15 protein-coding genes and 1 pseudogene are annotated in these 16,762 nt (G+C 73.2%); 8 read left to right on the top strand and 8 right to left on the bottom strand.

Going from position 1 to position 16,762, the window contains the following annotated elements:
• Window positions 1–10: 10 nt before the first annotated feature.
• The 4 genes and pseudogenes from ACIA5A_RS03235 to ACIA5A_RS03220 all read right to left on the bottom strand — a co-directional run.
• Window positions 11–355, bottom strand: a pseudogene (locus ACIA5A_RS03235) (transketolase); the annotation flags it as partial.
• Between the two features lie 51 nt (window positions 356–406).
• Window positions 407–874, bottom strand: a complete 468-nt coding sequence (locus ACIA5A_RS03230; RefSeq protein WP_396755912.1) for a MarR family winged helix-turn-helix transcriptional regulator — start codon at window positions 872–874, stop codon at window positions 407–409.
• 63 nt (window positions 875–937) lie between these two features.
• Window positions 938–1,342, bottom strand: a complete 405-nt coding sequence (locus tag ACIA5A_RS03225) for a YjbQ family protein (protein ID WP_172967946.1) — start codon at window positions 1,340–1,342, stop codon at window positions 938–940.
• Between the two features lie 23 nt (window positions 1,343–1,365).
• On the bottom strand, window positions 1,366–1,701 hold the full coding sequence (locus ACIA5A_RS03220; protein WP_396755910.1) for a hypothetical protein: 336 nt from the start codon (window positions 1,699–1,701) through the stop codon (window positions 1,366–1,368).
• 181 nt (window positions 1,702–1,882) lie between these two features.
• On the opposite strand from ACIA5A_RS03220, the gene aceE reads away from it, so the two are divergent.
• Window positions 1,883–4,627: a pyruvate dehydrogenase (acetyl-transferring), homodimeric type gene (gene aceE / locus ACIA5A_RS03215; protein WP_396755908.1), complete on the top strand. Its 2,745-nt coding sequence runs from the start codon at window positions 1,883–1,885 to the stop codon at window positions 4,625–4,627.
• A gap of 171 nt (window positions 4,628–4,798) precedes the next feature.
• On the opposite strand, the gene ACIA5A_RS03210 is transcribed toward aceE, so the two are convergent.
• Window positions 4,799–5,245, bottom strand: a complete 447-nt coding sequence (locus tag ACIA5A_RS03210) for an SRPBCC family protein (RefSeq protein ID WP_181569720.1) — start codon at window positions 5,243–5,245, stop codon at window positions 4,799–4,801.
• A gap of 167 nt (window positions 5,246–5,412) precedes the next feature.
• On the opposite strand from ACIA5A_RS03210, the gene ACIA5A_RS03205 reads away from it, so the two are divergent.
• The 3 genes from ACIA5A_RS03205 to gltX are packed head-to-tail and all read left to right on the top strand — an operon-like array spanning window position 5,413 to window position 9,491.
• Window positions 5,413–6,759 (top strand): GH1 family beta-glucosidase, encoded by a 1,347-nt coding sequence (locus ACIA5A_RS03205; RefSeq protein ID WP_396755906.1) that lies wholly within the window; start codon window positions 5,413–5,415, stop codon window positions 6,757–6,759.
• Window positions 6,756–8,033 carry an MFS transporter gene (locus tag ACIA5A_RS03200; RefSeq protein ID WP_396755904.1) on the top strand — a complete coding sequence of 426 codons (1,278 nt, stop codon included), beginning with the start codon at window positions 6,756–6,758 and terminating at the stop codon, window positions 8,031–8,033. Before ACIA5A_RS03205 ends, ACIA5A_RS03200 begins: the two co-directional genes overlap by 4 nt.
• Window positions 8,034–8,081: 48 nt before the next feature.
• On the top strand, window positions 8,082–9,491 hold the full coding sequence (gene gltX / locus ACIA5A_RS03195) for a glutamate--tRNA ligase (RefSeq protein ID WP_396755902.1): 1,410 nt from the start codon (window positions 8,082–8,084) through the stop codon (window positions 9,489–9,491).
• An 832-nt stretch (window positions 9,492–10,323) separates the two neighbouring features.
• Here the strand turns inward: gltX and ACIA5A_RS03190 are convergent.
• Window positions 10,324–10,929, bottom strand: a complete 606-nt coding sequence (locus tag ACIA5A_RS03190) for a copper resistance protein CopC (RefSeq protein ID WP_396755900.1) — start codon at window positions 10,927–10,929, stop codon at window positions 10,324–10,326.
• 189 nt (window positions 10,930–11,118) lie between these two features.
• On the opposite strand from ACIA5A_RS03190, the gene ACIA5A_RS03185 reads away from it, so the two are divergent.
• The gene (locus tag ACIA5A_RS03185) at window positions 11,119–11,775 is read left to right on the top strand and encodes a hypothetical protein (protein ID WP_396755898.1); all 657 of its coding nucleotides are present in this window, start codon (window positions 11,119–11,121) and stop codon (window positions 11,773–11,775) included.
• A gap of 63 nt (window positions 11,776–11,838) precedes the next feature.
• On the opposite strand, the gene ACIA5A_RS03180 is transcribed toward ACIA5A_RS03185, so the two are convergent.
• Complete coding sequence (locus ACIA5A_RS03180; RefSeq protein WP_396756479.1) at window positions 11,839–12,756, bottom strand: NADP-dependent oxidoreductase; 918 nt, start codon at window positions 12,754–12,756, stop codon at window positions 11,839–11,841.
• A 44-nt stretch (window positions 12,757–12,800) separates the two neighbouring features.
• On the bottom strand, window positions 12,801–13,106 hold the full coding sequence (locus ACIA5A_RS03175; protein ID WP_396755896.1) for a hypothetical protein: 306 nt from the start codon (window positions 13,104–13,106) through the stop codon (window positions 12,801–12,803).
• A gap of 174 nt (window positions 13,107–13,280) precedes the next feature.
• Here ACIA5A_RS03175 and ACIA5A_RS03170 point away from each other — a divergent pair, with 174 nt between their 5' ends.
• The 3 genes from ACIA5A_RS03170 to ACIA5A_RS03160 all read left to right on the top strand — a co-directional run bounded on the left by ACIA5A_RS03170 (window position 13,281) and on the right by ACIA5A_RS03160 (window position 16,739).
• Entirely contained in the window at window positions 13,281–14,546 is a 1,266-nt protein-coding gene (locus ACIA5A_RS03170) for a PucR family transcriptional regulator (RefSeq protein ID WP_396755894.1), read from the top strand.
• A 78-nt stretch (window positions 14,547–14,624) separates the two neighbouring features.
• On the top strand, window positions 14,625–15,794 hold the full coding sequence (locus tag ACIA5A_RS03165) for an acyltransferase domain-containing protein (protein ID WP_396755892.1): 1,170 nt from the start codon (window positions 14,625–14,627) through the stop codon (window positions 15,792–15,794).
• The gene (locus ACIA5A_RS03160) at window positions 15,795–16,739 is read left to right on the top strand and encodes a beta-ketoacyl-ACP synthase III (protein WP_396755890.1); all 945 of its coding nucleotides are present in this window, start codon (window positions 15,795–15,797) and stop codon (window positions 16,737–16,739) included.
• Window positions 16,740–16,762 lie beyond the last annotated feature (23 nt).

Raw genomic sequence — 16,762 nt, 5'->3', positions numbered from 1 at the left:
GGAAATCGCCGGCCGCCTGGGCGGCGCGCAGGCAGTAGAACGCCCCGGACCGGTAGTGCAGCAGCGCCGGGTCGGTCGGGCGCAGCGCGGCGGCCACCGCGGCGTTTCCCTCGTGGCCGGCCGAGCCGATCGTGTAGTAGCCCTCGCCGAACCCGCGCAGCCAGCGCCCGGCCAGGTCGAGCAGCCGGCTGGTGAGCTGCGCGTCGAACAGGGCCAGCGCCTGCGCCCCGGTCAACGACCCGTCACCGGGCAGCGGTTCGCCGAGGTCGCGGCGCCGCTCAGGCGTGCCGAGCGCGGCCAGGTCGGCGCGGAGCCGGTCGTCGAGATCGTGCGGGGTGGTCACGTCGGACAGCATTACCGACTCGGGCCCGCCTCGCCCAGTCGGACACGTTCCGCCCGGCGTGGCTCAGATCTCCCCGCACGCCTCGGGGCAGCCGCCGTCGGACACCTTCCAGACCAGCTCGCGCAGCGTGGCCAGCTCGGCCGCGCTCAGCCCGTCGAGCAGTCGGGAGTCCGACATCGCCTGCCGGAGCCGGTCGCGCACCTGCCGGCCGCGCGCGGTGACCACGAGCGTCTTCTGCCGTCGGTCGGTCGGGTCGGTGCGCCGCTCCACCAGGCCGGCCTGCTCCAGCTTGTCGGCCAGGCCGGTCACGTTGGACCGGTCGCAGCCGAGCTGCTCGGCGAGGTCGCGGGCCGGCAACGGGTGGTCGGGGTCCAGCTCGTGCAGCGCCCGGCCGGCCGCCGGGGTGAGCCCCAGCGCGGCGATCGCCTCGTCCTGGTGGTGCCGCAGCGCCGCGGCCACGTGCAGGATCCGACGCACGGTCTCCCCGGCCAGGACGGCCCGGTCGTCCGGCGCGGCGGTGGATGGCACCATGCCCGCCATCATACGTGACAAAGCAACAATTGACCCGGTCCACTACATGACGCGGCGCCCGGCTCAGCCGGCGAGGAACGAGAAGCGGACCTGGCGGTCCGGGTTGTCGCCGTTCGGGTCGACCAGGCAGATCGACTGCCAGGTGCCGAGCTGGAGCCGCCCGTCGAGCACCGGCAGCGTGGCGTACGGGGGCACGAACGCCGGCAGCACGTGGTCGCGTCCGTGCCCGGGTGAGCCGTGCCGGTGCCGCCACCTGTCGTCGGTGGGGAGCAGGTCGTCGAGCGCCCGGAGCAGGTCGTCGTCCGAGCCGGCGCCGGTCTCGATGATCGCCAGGCCGGCGGTGGCGTGCGGGACGAAGACGTGCAGCAGCCCGTCGCCGGCCCCGGCGACGAACCGCTCGGCCTCGGCCGTGATGTCCCGGACGGTGGGCCGGGAACCGGTCCGGACGCTGATCACCTCACTGCGCATACGGCGCATTCTGCCGCAGCGGCTCAGTTCCCGCCGCCGCCACCGCAGTCGCCACCGCCGCCGTCCCCCGAGCCGTAGTCCGGCATCTGGCCGCCGCCGGTCTCCGGGCCGGGCGTGTGCGGGAGGACGGCGGCGCCGCCGGCCGCCTCCCGGTAGCCGGCGCCGAACCGGCGGCGGTGGCGGATCTCGTCCACACCGGCGAGGACCAGCATCACGCCAACGCCGACGCCGATCGCCCAGCCGGACCCCCACTCCGGGGTACGGGCGATCTCCCGCGCCAGCGCGACAGCCGAGCCCCCGATGAGCAGCGCTCCCACCGCCACCAGCACATGACCCGCCCGAACCGGCCGTCCCCGCATGCCGGCAGGGTAGTCGGGGCCGCCAACCACGGGCCGGACGGCGCGGCAGGTGATCGCACAAAGTTACCGACGGGTACCTGTGTTGCGCATCGCGTCTGGGGGAGGCAGACGTGACGACGAGCGCCACCAGGGGGCAGGATGGCGCTAGAGACCTATCCCACACAGAACCGAGGGAACGCCTGTGGCTACGGAACGCAAGCGCCCGGTGATCACCGCTGGTCTGCCGAGCCAGCTTCCGGACATCGACCCTGAAGAGACCAGCGAATGGGTCGAGTCGCTCGACGGTGTCATCGACGAGCGCGGAACCAAGCGCGCCCGGTACGTCATGCTTCGCCTGCTGGAGCGGGCCCGCGAGCGCCAGGTCGGGGTGCCGTCCCTGACCACCACCGACTACATCAACACCATTCCGCCGGAGCGGGAGCCGTGGTTCCCCGGTGACGAGCACATCGAGCGGCGGCTGCGGGCGTACATCAGGTGGAACGCCGCCATGCTGGTGCACCGGGCGCAGCGCCCGGAGATCGGCGTGGGCGGCCACATCTCCACGTTCGCCAGCTCCGCGTCGCTCTACGAGGTGGGCTTCAACCACTTCTTCCGGGGCAAGGAGCACCCGGGCGGCGGCGACCAGATCTACTACCAGGGGCACGCCTCCCCCGGCATGTACGCGCGGGCGTTCCTGGAGGGCCGGCTGAGCGCCGACCAGCTCGACGGGTTCCGGCAGGAGCTGTCGCACCGCGCCGGCTCGCTGCCCTCCTACCCGCACCCGCGGCTGATGCCCGACTTCTGGGAGTTCCCCACCGTCTCCATGGGCCTCGGCCCGCTGAACGCCATCTACCAGGCGCGGTTCAACCGCTACCTGCACCACCGGGGCATCAAGGACACCTCCCAGCAGCACGTCTGGGCGTTCCTCGGCGACGGTGAGATGGACGAGGTGGAGTCGCTCGGCGCGATCGGCGTGGCCGCGCGCGAGGAGCTGGACAACCTCACCTTCGTGATCAACTGCAACCTCCAGCGGCTGGACGGACCGGTCCGCGGCAACGGCAAGGTCATGCAGGAGCTGGAGGCGTTCTTCCGGGGCGCCGGCTGGAACGTCATCAAGGTGGTCTGGGGCCGCGAGTGGGACCCGCTGCTCGCCGCGGACACCGACGGCGCGCTGGTCAACCTGATGAACACCACGCCCGACGGTGACTACCAGACCTACAAGGCGGAGTCCGGGGCGTACGTGCGCGAGCACTTCTTCGGTCGCGACCCGCGCACCCGCAAGATGGTCGAGCACCTGAGCGACGACGAGATCTGGAACCTCAAGCGGGGTGGGCACGACTACCGCAAGCTCTACGCGGCCTACAAGGCGGCGATGGAGCACACCGGCCAGCCGACGGTCATCCTCGCCAAGACCATCAAGGGCTGGACGCTCGGCTCGCACTTCGAGGGCCGCAACGCCACGCACCAGATGAAGAAGCTGACGCTCGACGACCTGAAGCTGTTCCGCGACCGGCTCTACCTCGACATCCCGGACAAGCAGTTGGAGGAGAACCCCTACCTCCCGCCGTACTACACGCCGGACGAGAAGTCGGACGAGATGGAATACCTGCGGGAGCGGCGTCGCCAGCTCGGCGGCTTCCTCCCGTCGCGCACCACCGCGCCGAAGCGGCTGGCCATCCCGGGCAGCGAGCGGTTCGCCGACGTCAAGCGCGGGTCCGGCAAGCAGAAGGTGGCCACCACGATGGCCTTCGTCCGCCTGCTCAAGGACGTGATGAAGGACAAGGAGTTCGGCAGGCGCTGGGTGCCGATCATTCCGGACGAGGCCCGCACGTTCGGCATGGACTCGCTCTTCCCGACCCAGAAGATCTACTCACCGCACGGCCAGCGCTACACCTCGGTCGACCGGGAGCTGTTCCTGTCCTACAAGGAGTCGACCACCGGGCAGATCCTGCACGAGGGGATCAACGAGGCCGGCTCGGTCGCCTCGTTCACCGCCGCCGGCACGTCCTACGCCACGCACGGCGAGCCGATGATCCCGATGTACATCTTCTACTCGATGTTCGGGTTCCAGCGCACCGGCGACGGGTTCTGGGCGGCGGCCGACCAGATGGCGCGCGGCTTCGTGCTCGGCGCCACCGCCGGCCGCACCACGCTCAACGGTGAGGGGCTCCAGCACGAGGACGGGCACTCGCTGCTGCTCGCCGCCACCAACCCGGCGGTGGTCGCGTACGACGCCGCGTTCGCGTTCGAGCTGGCGCACATCCTGGAGAACGGCCTGCACCGGATGTACGGCGAGGCGCAGGAGAACGTCTTCTACTACCTCACCGTCTACAACGAGCCGATCTTCCAGCCGGCCGAGCCGGAGGGCGTGGACGCCGAGGGCATCCTCAAGGGCATCTACCGCTACTCCCCGGCCCCGTCCGTCAACGGCGACGCGCCGAAGGCGAACATCCTCGCCTCCGGCACCGGCATGCAGTGGGCGCTCAAGGCGCAGCAGTTGCTCGCCGAGGACTGGGGCGTGGCCGCCGACGTGTGGTCGGTGACGTCCTGGACCGAGCTGCGCCGCGACGCGGTGGAGTGCGAGGAGCACAACCTGCTCAACCCGGGCGACGAGCAGCGGGTGCCGTACGTCCAGCGGAAGCTGGCCGACGCCGAGGGGCCGAAGGTCGCGGTCAGCGACTGGATGCGCGCGGTGCCGGACCTGATCTCCCGCTGGGTGCCGGGTGACTACACCTCGCTGGGCACCGACGGTTTCGGCATGTCGGACACCCGGCACGCGCTGCGCCGCCACTTCCACGTGGACGCCGAGTCGGTGGCGGTCGCCACGCTGCGGCAGCTCGCCCTGCGCGGCACGGTCCCGGCGCACGTGCCGGCCGACGCCGCCCGCAAGTACGCCCTGGACGACGTGAACGCCGCCCCGGTCGGCGAGACCGGCGGCGACAGCTAGTAGGTGAAAGGAAGGGCCCCTTCTTAACGCCTCCCGCAGAGAAGGGGCCCCTTCTCACCGCCGACGTCGGTGAGAGACGTCGCGCGGCGGACGGACACGACGATGGTCCGGCGTCCCTGGCCGGGATGCCGGACCATCACCGTTGCGGGCGACGCCGGGACTGTGACCCGGTCAGCCGACGGCGGCCAGGTCGGTCAGCCGGGCCAGCGAGTCCTCCAGGTCGGCGCCGACCCGGCGCAGGCCGAGCCGCAGCATGGCGGCCTTGACCGGCCCGGCGGGCCACCGCACCACGATCAACCGGACGACCGTGCCGCCGGCCTCCTCGTCCGCGGTGAGCTGGACGTAGATCTCGGTGCGCGCCTCGGCCCGGGCGCCGGCGCCCTTGGCCCGTTCGCGCCAGCCGATCAGGGTCGGTTCCTGATAGGCGATCACCTCGGCCTCGTGGGCGGCGCCGCGCCCGGCCTGGACCAGTTGCCGCCGGCCGAACCCCTCCCCGGAGAGGACCTCGGCCGCGCGGACCCCCGCCAGCCAGGCCGGCAACTGCTCGGCCCGCTGCACGACGTCCCAGACCACTTCTACCGGCGCCGCCACGTGCGCGCTACGTTCCACGAGGATCATGAGCGTCTTTCCCCCACTTAAATCACATCCGCGATATTTGGCACTCTATGTGTAAATCGGACTTAAGCGGACGGGATCGGAGAAGACACGCCGAACGCCCTTGTGTCGGCCGTCTTCCCGGCCTATAGCGCGGCGACCAGCCACCCCCTAGAGTGCGAACACGCTTCATGTCTTGGGAGGGCGAATTGACGACGGTGCCGCTGCCCGACTTCCCCGCCGGCTTCCGCTGGGGGGTGTCCACCTCCGCGTACCAGATCGAGGGAGCGACAGGCGCCGACGGCCGAGGTCCGTCCATCTGGGACACGTTCGCCCACGAGCCGGGCCGGATCGTCGACGGCAGCACCGGCGACGAGGCCTGCGACCACTACCACCGGTACGCCGAGGACACCGCGCTGATGGCCGGACTGGGTGTGTCCGCGTACCGGTTCTCGGTCGCCTGGCCCCGGGTTCAGCCCGGCGGCGCCGGCCCGGCCGACCCGGACGGGCTGGACTTCTACGACCGGCTGGTGGACGGCCTGCTCGACGCCGGCATCGACCCGGTCGCCACGCTCTACCACTGGGACCTTCCCCAGCCGCTGGAGGACGCCGGCGGCTGGTTGAACCGGGACACCGCCGCCCGCTTCGCCGAGTACGCCGACCTGACCGCGGCCCGCCTCGGCGACCGGGTGAAGCTCTGGATCACTCTCAACGAGCCGTTCATCCACATGACCCTCGGCTACGGCATCGGCACCCACGCGCCCGGCCGGATGCTGCTCTTCGACTCCTTCCCGGTGGCCCACCACCAGCTCCTCGGGCACGGTCTCGCGGTCGCCGCGCTGCGCGCACGCAGCATCAGCGAGGTGGCGATCGCCAACAACTACTCGCCGGTGCGGCTGGTCGGGGACACCGACGCCGACCGGGCCGCCGCGCGGGCGTACGACGCGCTGCACAACCGGCTCTTCACCGACCCGCTGCTCGGCCGCGGCTACCCCGACGCGCCCGGCCTCGACCCGGCCGTGGTCCGGGACGGGGACCTCGACGTCGTCGCCGCGCCGATCGACGTGCTCGGGGTGAACTACTACAACCCGACAGGCATCCGGGCGCCCGAGGAGGGCTCGCCGCTGCCGTTCGAGATGGTGCCGCTGGACGGCTACCCGCGCACCGCGTTCGACTGGCCGGTGGCCCCGGACGGGCTGCGTGAGCTGCTGGGCCAGCTCCACGACCGCTACGGCGACGCGCTGCCGCCGATCCAGGTCACCGAGAGCGGGTGCGCCTACGACGACGCGCCGGACGCCGACGGCCGGGTGCACGACCCCGAGCGGATCGCCTACCTGGACGGGCACGTGCGCGCGGTGCACGAGGCGATCGGCGCGGGCGTGCCGGTGACCGGGTACTTCGTCTGGTCGCTGCTGGACAACTGGGAGTGGGCGGAGGGGTTCACCAAACGCTTCGGCCTGGTGCACGTCGACTACCCGACCCAGCGGCGTACCCCGAAGTCCTCGTACGCCTGGTTCCGGGACCTGATCCGGCGATGACCACGGTGAACCCGACGCCGGCCTCGCTGCCGGCGGCGCTCGCCGAGCCGACCGTGCCGGTGCGGCGGAGCTGGATCGCGCTGATCTTCGCGGCCAACCTGGGCGTCTGGATGGCGTTCTTCACCCCGATCCAGGTGCTGCTGCCGCAGCAGATCGAACGCATCTCACCCGGCGACAAGGAGGCCATGCTGGCGGTGGTGACCGGCCTCGGCGCGCTCGCCGCGGTGCTGGCCAACCCGCTCGCCGGCGCGCTGTCGGACCGTACCTCGCTGCGGCTGGCCAACCGGCACTTCGGCCGCCGGCACGTCTGGACCGCGACCGGCGCGGTGGTCGGCGCGGTCGCCCTGGTGCTGCTGGCCCGGCAGGACACCATCGCGGGGGTGGCGGTGGCCTGGGTGGCCGCGCAGGTCTGCTTCAACGCCATGCTGGCCAGCCTCACCGCCGCGATCCCGGACCGGGTGCCGGTGGCCCAGCGCGGCGGCGTCTCCGGCTGGGTGGGCATCCCGCAGGCGCTCGGCCTGGTGCTCGGCGCGGTGCTGGTCACCGCCGTGGTCACCGGCAACGCCGCCGGGTACGTGGCGATCGCGCTCGCCGTGCTGCTGCTGTCGCTGCCGTTCGCGCTGCTCACCCAGGACGATCCGCTGCCCCGGGAGCACCGGTCGCCGTTGCGGGCACGCGCCCTGCTCGCCTCGATGTGGATCAGCCCGCGCCGCCACCCGGACTTCGCCTGGGCGTGGTTCACCCGGTTCCTGGTGCAGCTCGGCAACGCGCTCGGCACGCTCTACCTGCTCTACTTCCTCACCGACGGGGTGCGGGTGGCCGACCCCGAGGGCTCGCTGCTGGTGCTGATCCTGCTCTACACGCTGGGCATGATGCTGACCGCGGTGGTCGCCGGGCGGATCTCCGACCGCTCCGGCCGGCGCAAGGTGTTCGTGATCGTCTCCGGGCTGATCATGGCGGTGGCGGCGACGCTGCTCGCGGTCGCGCCGGTCTGGCCGATGGCGATCGTCGCCGCGCTGCTGCTCGGCGCCGGCTACGGCGTCTACCTGGCGGTGGACGCCGCGTTGATCACCCAGGTGCTGCCCGCCGCCACCGACCGCGCCAAGGACCTCGGCGTGATCAACATCGCCAACTCCGCGCCCCAGGTGCTCGGGCCGGCGCTCTCCGCCCCGATCGTGGTCCACCTGGGCGGATACCCCACGCTCTACGCGGCCACCGCGGTGGTAACCCTGGTCGGCAGCGCGCTGGTCGTGAAGATCAAGGCGGTGCCCTGACCGGCCCCCTGCCGGAATGCGGTCGCGGTCCGCCGTAGGCTGGGGGACGTGACGGTACGTGTACGCTTCGCCCCCTCCCCGACCGGAATGTTCCACGTCGGCGGCGCCCGCTCGGCGCTGCAGAACTGGATCTTCGCCAAGCAGCAGGGCGGGGTGTTCGTGCTGCGCGTCGAGGACACCGACGCGGCCCGCAACCGGCCGGAGTGGACCGAGGGCATCCTCTCCGCGCTCGACTGGATCGGCATCGCGCGCGGCAGCTACGAGGGCCCCTACTTCCAGTCCTCCTACGCGGGCGAGCACCGCGCCGCCGCCCAGCGCCTCTACGAGGCCGGCCGGGCCTACTACTGCGACTGCACCCGCGAGGACGTGCAGGCGCGTACCGGCTCGCAGCACCGCGGCTACGACGGTTTCTGCCGCGACCGGGGCCTGCCGGCGGGCGAGGGCCGGGCGCTGCGCTTCCGCACCCCGGACGAGGGCGAGACCGTGGTGGTCGACCTGATCCGGGGCGAGCCGACGTTCGAGAACAAGCTGATCGAGGACTTCGTCATCGCCCGCGGCGACGGCTCCCCGGTCTTCCTGCTCGCCAACGTGGTCGACGACATGACCATGGGGATCACCCACGTGATCCGGGCCGAGGAGCACCTGCCCAACACCCCGAAGCAGCAGCTGCTCTGGGACGCGCTCGGGGTCAAGCCGCCGATCTGGGCGCACGTGCCCGTGGTGGTCAACGAGAAGCGGCAGAAGCTGTCCAAGCGTCGCGACAAGGTCGCCCTGGAGGCGTACCGGGACGAGGGCTACCTCGCCGACGCGATGCGCAACTACCTGATGCTGCTCGGCTGGGCTCCCTCGGGCGACCGGGAGATCGTGCCCTGGTCGGTGATCGAGGACGAGTTCCGGCTCGACGAGGTCAACCCCTCCCCCGCCTTCTTCGACGAGAAGAAGCTGCGCGCGTTCAACGGCGAGTACATCCGCGCGCTGCCGGTCGACGACTTCGTCGCCGCCTGCCAGCCGTGGCTCACCGGCACCGACACCATCGCCCCGCCGCCGTGGCAGCCGGACGAGTTCGACCCGGCCGCGTTCGCGGCGGTGGCGCCGCTGGCGCAGACCCGGATCGCGGTGCTCGGCGAGATCGTGCCGAACGTCGACTTCCTGTTCCTGGCCGACCCGCTGATCGACGAGGCGGCCTGGGCGAAGGCGATGAAGGAGGGCGCGGCCGACCTGCTGGACGCCGCGATCGCCGCGTTCGAGTCGCTGGAGCCCTGGCACGCCGAGTCGCTGAAGGCCACCCTGGAGGCGGTCGGCGCGGAGCGCGGGCTGAAGCTGGGCAAGGCGCAGGCGCCGGTCCGGGTCGCGGTCACCGGCCGCACCGTCGGGCTGCCGCTGTTCGAGTCGCTGGAGGTGCTCGGCCGCGAGCGCACGCTGACCCGGCTGCGCGCCGCCCGGGTACGCCTGGTCTGAGCCCCATCCCGCCCCGCCACCACGCCACCACGCCGCCCCGCCACCACGCCACCACGCCGCCCCGCCCCGCCGCCACGCCACCGCGTCGGCGCTCGCGACGTGGCGGCCGGCAGGAGGCGGCGAGCCGGAGTGGCCGAGACGGACGTGAGGGCCGGCGGGATGCTCGGCCTGCCGCGACCAACGTGGCGGTTACCTCGGCGTGCCGCAATGGCCGCCGAAACGGTGCCGGCGTCGCGCGGCTGCCGGTCAGGCCCTTCGGCGTGCCGTGACCGCGACCGGCAGGCGGGGCGGTGGTGTCGCTGGGGCGCTGCGGACGGCTGATCGGCGCGGCGGGTTCCTCGGCGTGTCGTCGCCGAAGATGGCAGGACGTTTGAGCGATATGCCTCTGAGTCATATTTATGCCTCAGAGGCATATCGCTCTCCGCCGCACTGTTTCCGGCCACCGTTACGCTGAGTGTTCGGCCGCCGGATAGGGGGCGGCAGGCGCCATCACGGCTCGGCCGGCCAGCGCCCGCGGCTCACGCGGCGACCGGTCGCACACGACCGACCGCACGGCACGGCCCCGATACGGCCGGAGTTGACATGGCTTGGACGGCCCGAGACGACCATCCTGCCCCAATGGCTGTCTGCGCCGACCTGGGACACCCATGGTGTTCCAGTCACGCCCCGGCCGGCCGGCGAGTGGAACACCATGGGTGCCTAGGTGGAGCTGAGACACCCATGGTGCTGCAGTGACGCTCCGAGGAGTTGGTGGGTGGAACGTCATGGGTGTCTGGTGCACGGCACGGCACGGCACGCGTGGCGGCGCCGGTCCGGGCCGGGCGGCATCAGGTCAGCGTCGACGGGCGCGGCGGCGCAGCACCAGGCCGCCGGCCAGCGCTGCCAGCACCAGGACCACGACGGGCGCCCACCACCATCCCGTACCCCCGTCGTCGTCCGCGGCGGCGGCCGGGGTCGCACTCGCCGACGTCGGCGCGGCGGCGCTCGGCGACGCGGTCGGGGTGGGCGCGGCGGTGGGCGTCGCGGTCGGCGACGGGGACTCCGCCGGGGTGCCGGTGGTCAGGGTGAAGCGGATCTCGCCCGTGACCGGGTGCCCGTCGTCGGACGCGAGCTGATAGGTCACGATGTAGAGCCCGGCCGCGCCCGGGGTGAACGGCACGCTCACCCGCTTGCCGGCGAACGTCGGCGCGCCGCCCGTGGCGGCCACGTTGTCCGGCCCGGTGACCGTCACCTTCGTGGTGGCCTCCTTCGGTGTGGCGAGGAAGCGCAACTCGATCCGCTTCGGCGCGGTGGCCACCCGGGCACCGTTCCGGGGATCGCTACCGGTCAACGAATTGTGCGCGCTGGCCGGCGTGGCCGGCGACAGCAGCGACACCCCCGCCGCCACCCCGAGCACCAGCAGCCAGGCACGTGTCGTGCGGGCAACCCTGCCCCCCATGGACCCCTCCGTCCGGGTAAGATCCGGCCGCTGATCTTCGGCCGTTCCATTGGTCGGTCTCAGCTCGCAGATAGTTCCAATTACTCTTCCACCTACTGCAACCACGCGACGTTCTGCGGAGTCTTTCAGGTGGGCGGGTCCAGTGTGACCGGCAGGAAGCCAGCCATCGAACGGGGCGAGGAGGCGGCGATGGTCCGGAAGGTGAGACGGCTGCTGACCGTCGTGGCCGGGGCGGCGGTGGCACTCGCGTGCTCGCTCGCGCTCACTGGTACGACGGCCGCGGCAGCCGCGCCGAAGCTCGCCCCGCCGGGCGTGGACATCACCGGCGACCGGCTCGACCAGCCGCTGCAACTCCGGGGCGACACCCGACCGGCCGAGGTCAACATGATCATCGACCAGGTCAAGTGGCTGGGGGCCACCGGGCAGCTGCGTGGCCCCGCCGCCAAGGACCTCGGTCCGAAGTACACGGTGGTGGTGCTGGTGGCCGGCACGCCGAAGAACACGTTCGACCTGTTCCCGCTCGCCAAGGGCGGCCCCCGCGTCTACCGGCCGGCCAAGCAGCCCGACCTGAGCCATCCGCGGGCCGGCTGGTTCCTGGGTCGCCTCAACATGTCCGAGACGCTGCGCGCCGTCGGGGTGCCGCTGGCGCCCCAGTTCGACACGCTCTCCGGCGGCATCGGTGGCGGCGAGCGGGTCCTGCCGGAGGATGCGCTCGACCCGAAGGGCAACCTCGACACCGCGCTCGCCGAACTCCAGCGGCTGCTGCTGCTCAACATCGGCGTGGTGCTGGTCATCACCGTCGGGCTGGCCGGCATCGCGCTCCTGGTGCGTCGCCGCACCCGCTGAGCCTCGGCTGCCGGCCGGGCACGGGCTCCCGGCCCTCGCTCCGCTCGGTGCGGTCACCCATGCTCAGATCGTCAGCACGACCTTGCCCCGGACGTGCCCTGCCTCCACCAGCCGCTGCGCCTCGGCCGCCTCGGCCAGCGGGAACGTTTGGGCCAGGTGCACGGTGAGCCGGCCGGCGTCGACCAGCCCGGCCAACACGCTCAGGTCGGCCGTGGACGGCTTGACGAAGACATAGGTGCCGCCGAGCCGGGTCACGTGCTCGGGGTCGGCCGTGGAGACCAGCCGCGCCGGCCGGGTGATCAGCTCGGCGGAGACGTCCAGCGCGTCGCCGCCGAACAGGTCCAGCACCACGTCCACCCCGTCGGGCGCGACCGCGCGGACCCGGTCGGCCAGACCATCGCCGTAGGCGACCGGCTCCGCGCCCAGCGACCGGACGAAGTCGTGGTTCGCCTCGCTCGCCGTGCCGATCACCCGGCCGGCGCCGAGCGCCCGGGCCACCTGCACCGCCAGGTGGCCCACCCCGCCGGACGCGCCGTGCACCAGCACGGTGTCGCCGGCGCCGGTGCGGGCCAGTTGCAAGGTCTGGTAGGCGGTCAGGCCGGCCAGGGGCAGCCCGCCCGCCTGCGCCCAGGACGCCTGCGCCGGCTTGTCGGCCAGGCACCGCTCCGGGGCCGGGACCAGTTCCGCGTACGTCCCGTGCTGCACGTCGTCGCGGCGGACGTAGCCGATCACCTCGTCGCCGACCGCGAACCCGACAACCGCCGGGCCGACCGCCTCCACCACCCCGGCCGCGTCCCACCCCGGGACCAGCGGGAAGTGGCTCGGGAACGCGCCGTCGAGGTGTCCCGCGCGGATCTTCCAGTCGACCGGGTTGACCCCGGCGGCACGCACCCGCACCAGGACCGTGTCCGGCCCGACGGGCGGGGTGGGCAGCTCGTGCGGGGTGAGCAGGTCGGCCGGGCCGTACGCGTCGATAGCCATCGCCTTCACCCACCCACGCTAACCGCCGGACGGGGCTCGCGTGGTCAGCACCAGCGACGCGGCGGCCGCTCCCGGCGGGTCGTGCGGCTGCCCGGGCGCACCGCGCCGTGCCGGTGACCACCGGCCCAGCCGGCCTGGTCACTGCGGCAGGTCCGGGCCGGCGCCGGCTCGACCGCCGGGCACGCCGGCTCGACCACCCGCTGTCGCGGCACCGCCGGCTCGTCGTCGCGTTCGGGCGACCGCCCGGCGGCCTCACCCGGATGGGTCAGACCCGTCCGCCGCGGCTGGTCGTGGCCCGGCCGGCAGGGCTCGTCCTGGGCGCAGCCGTGCTCGGCCTCCCCGTGCGCCATTCCGGTCTCCTCACCCTCGCCGTCGCCCGTCGGGCGGAACGCCCCGACGCGCCCTGACACCGTACTGGCCCGGCCCGACGAGATCGTCAGCGCGTACCGGTGGAGATCGCCCGCCGGGGAGCGGGCCACGAACGTGGAGTGGATCCGCTGGTCAGCGCGTGTCAGGCTGGTGCGGTGAGCGAACCGGGCGGGACGGAGACGTCGGCGACGCTGCGCCGCATCGAGCGGGCCGCGGGCAGCCTGGCCACCGCCAGCGTGGCCCGGATGGACGAGAGCCTGCTGTGGTTCCGGGAGCTGCCGGCCGACCAGCGCTCGTGGGTGATGGTGGTCGCCCAGGCCGGCGTGCGGTCGCTGGTGCAGTGGCTGCGGCAGGGCGGCGGCGCGACCGACCGCACCCAGGAGGTGTCGGACGAGGTCTTCGCCACCGCGCCGCAGGCGCTGGCCCGCTCGATCAGCCTTCAGCAGACCGTGGCGCTGATCAAGGTGACCATCGAGGTCGTCGAGGAGCAGGTGTCGGAGCTGGCCGTGCCGGGCGAGGAGCAGTCGCTGCGGGAGGCCGTGCTGCGCTTCTCCCGGGAGATCGCATTCGCCGCCGCGCGGGTCTACGCGCGGGCCGCCGAGACCCGCGGCTCCTGGGACGCCCGGTTGCAGGCGTTGCTCGTCGACGCGCTGCTGCGCGGCGACTCACCGGACGTGCTGGCCAGCCGGGCCGCGGCGCTGGGCTGGTCGGACGCGCCGCCGGTGGCGGTGGCGGTGGGCCGCTCCCCCGGCGGCGAGGTGGCCGCCGTGCTGCACACGGTCTACCGGCAGGCCCGTCGGATCGGCGTCGAGGTGATCGGCGGCGTGCACGGCGACCGGCTGGTCATCGTGCTCGGTGGGGCCGCCGACCCGTTGGCGGCCACCGAGAAGTTGCGTACCGCGTTCGGCGACGGGCCGGTGGTGGTCGGCCCGGCCGTGCCCAGCCTGGACGAGGCGACCGAGTCCGCGCGGGCGGCGCTGGCCGGGTTCCGGGCCGCGCCGGCCTGGCCGACCGCGCCGTGCCCGGTCTCCGCCGGCGAGCTGCTGCCCGAGCGGGCGCTGGCCGGCGACGCCGAGGCCCGCCGCCGGCTGCGCCACGACGTGTACGCGGCACTGGCCCGTGCCGGCGGCGAGCTGCTGGAGACGCTCGACGCGTTCTTCGCCGCGGGCGGCACGCTGGAGAGCGCCGCGCGGGCGCTGTTCGTGCACCCGAACACGGTGCGCTACCGGCTCAAGCGGATCGCCGAGGTGACCGGCTTCTCGCCGCTGTCGCCGCGGGACGCGTTCGCGCTTCAGATCGCGCTGACCGTGGGCCGGCTCGACCCGGTGGCACCGGCCGTCGCACCGGTCCCGAACCAGACAGCGAGCGCAGCGGGTCGGAAAGCCGCCCAGAGCGGTGACGACCGCCGCCGATCTTTGTAGGAATCCTCTAAAGCTTCTAGTGCGGTTTCGTGCCGTGCGTTACAGCGCGACTCACGAGTATCCGTCAGAGTCGTACACGTGCTCGCCGTACTCTCCCCCGGACAGGGTTCGCAGAAGCCCGGTTTCCTGAACCCCTGGCTCGACGTCGCCGGCGTCGAGGCGCGCCTGCGTTGGTGGTCGGCGCTGGCCGGGGTCGACCTGATCCACCTCGGCACCCGGGCGGACGCGGACGAGATCAAGGACACCGCCCGCACCCAGCCGCTGCTGGTCGCCGCCGCGCTGCTGGCCGCCGAGCACCTGCCGATGCACGACGTGGCGCTGGTCGCCGGGCACAGCGTGGGCGAGCTGGGCGCCGCCGCGCTGGCCGGGGTGCTGCCCGCCGAGGCGGCCGTGACGCTCGCCGGCGTACGCGGTCGGGAGATGGCCGCCGCCTGCGCGCTGGAGCCGACCGGGATGGCCGCCGTGCTCGGCGGCGACCCGGACGAGGTGCTCGCCGCGCTCGAGGCCCACGGGCTGTACGCGGCCAACCGCAACGGCGCCGGCCAGATCGTCGCCGCCGGCGCGCTCGCCGGGCTGGACAAGCTCGCCGCCGAGCCGCCGACCCGGGCCCGGATCATCCGGCTCCAGGTGGCCGGCGCGTTCCACACCCCCTACATGGCCCCGGCCGAGACCGCGCTGGCCGGCGTGGCCGCCGGTGTCACCGTCGCCGATCCGGCCCGGATCCTGCTGTCCAACCTCGACGGCGAGCCGGTCGGGCACGGCCGGGAGAGCGTCCAGCGCCTGGTCCGACAGGTGACCGCCCCGGTCCGCTGGGACCTGTGCATGCGCGCGCTGGCCGACCTCGGCGTCACCGGCGTGATCGAGCTGCCGCCCGCCGGCACGCTGGCCGGGCTGGTCAAGCGGGAGCTCAAGGGCGAGGGCGCGCCGGAGATCGTCACCCTGAACACCCCGGACGACCTGCCCGCCGCCCGGCGGCTCGCCGCGCGGCACGGCGGCCCCGCCGCCCACCGCCCGGTGGCCCGCTTCCGGGTGGTGGTCGCCCCCGCCGCCGGCGTCTTCACGCCCGCGGCCGAGCTGACCGAGGGGGCCGAGCTGCACGCCGGTCAGGTCCTCGGCCACGTCGCGGGCCGGCAGGGCCCGGTCGAGGTGACCGCGCACCACAGCGGGCCGCTCACCGAGTGGCTCGCGCACCACGCCGACCCGGTCGCCCCGGGCCAGCCCCTCGTCCGCATCGGAGGATCGCACTAAATGGCCGGCAGCCGGATCGCCGCGATGGGGCACTACCAGCCCTCCCGCGTGGTCACCAACGACGAACTCGCGCAGATGGTCGACACCAACGACGAGTGGATCCGCGACCGGGTCGGCATCGTCACCCGGCGGATCGCCGGCGACGAAACGGTGGCCGACATGGCCATCGCCGCCGCCGGGAAGGCGCTGGCCAACTCGGGGCTGACCGCCGCCGACATCGACCTCGTCGTGGTGGCGACCTGCACGTCGGTGGACCGCAGCCCGAACGTGGCCTGCCGGGTCGCGGCCAAGCTGGGCATCAACGCGCCCGGGGCGTACGACGTCAACACCGCCTGCTCCGGCTTCGCGTACGCGCTGGGCACGGTGGATCACGCGATCCGCGCGGGCGCGGCGCGCAACGCGATAGTCGTCGGCGCGGAGAAGCTCTCCGACTTCACCGACTGGACCGACCGGTCGACCTGCATCATCTTCGGCGACGGCGCCGGCGCCGCGGTGGTCACCGCGACCGCCGACGACGAGCCGGCCGGGATCGGGCCGGTGGTGTGGGGCTCCGCGCCGGAGAAGAGCGACGCGGTACGGATCGAGGGCTGGCAGCCCTACATCGCGCAGGAGGGGCAGTCGGTGTTCCGCTGGGCCACCACCTCGCTGGCCCCGCTCGCGTTGCAGGCCTGCGAGCGGGCCGGGGTCCAGCCGTCGGAGCTTGCCGCGTTCGTGCCACACCAGGCCAACGGCCGGATCATCGACGGCATCGCGAAGCGGCTGAACATCCCGGACGCGATCATCGCCAAGGACATCGTCGAGTCCGGCAACACGTCGGCGGCGAGCATCCCGCTGGCCCTGTCGAAGCTTGTCGAGCGGCGCGAGGTGCCCGCGGGCGCCCCGGTGCTGCTGTTCGGCTTCGGCGGCGGCCTGACCTACGCCGGTCAGGTCGTCCGCTGCCCCTGATGACCCCCTCGGGCGCGTACGCG

The organism is Micromonospora sp. NPDC051300, assembly GCF_044455315.1.
GTDB classification, from domain to species: Bacteria; Actinomycetota; Actinomycetes; order Mycobacteriales; family Micromonosporaceae; genus Micromonospora; species Micromonospora robiginosa.
The sequence above is the reverse complement of the archived record's forward strand: the minus strand, read 5'-3'. Positions and strand labels throughout refer to the sequence as shown.